The 377-nt window shown below is 77.2% G+C and carries 1 pseudogene; it reads left to right on the top strand.

Going from position 1 to position 377, the window contains the following annotated elements:
• Positions 1–377, top strand: a pseudogene (locus PO768_RS23045) (TolC family protein); the annotation flags it as partial.

Here is a 377-nt window from a genome sequence, read left to right as displayed (position 1 = left end):
CCGCGCTGGACCTGGGGCTGGCGCAGGCCAGGGTCGAGCAGGCCAGTCAGCTCGGCCGCGATGTGGCCCGCCGCGTCGCGGCCGGCGAGCTGTCGCGCGCCGATCAGCACCAGGCCGAGGCTGCCATCGCCGCCGCCCAGGCGGAGCTGGCCGAGGCCCAGGCCGCTCTGGCCCAGACCCGCTTCGGCCTGCAGGCCCTCAGCGGCGTCGCACCCGAGACCGCCGGCAGCAACGAACCCGCGCCACCCGGTGAGGATCACGGTCTCGAGACCCATCCGGCGCTGCGCGAGCTGCAGGACCGCGCCCGCCTGGCCCGCCATGCACGCGAGCTGGCCGGCACCCAAGGCCGCGCCAGCCCCGAGCTGAGCCTGTCGACC

The organism is Paucibacter sp. XJ19-41 (assembly GCF_028462495.1).
Classification (GTDB): domain Bacteria; phylum Pseudomonadota; class Gammaproteobacteria; order Burkholderiales; family Burkholderiaceae_C; genus Roseateles_E.
This window is presented reverse-complemented; position numbering and strand designations above follow the sequence as displayed.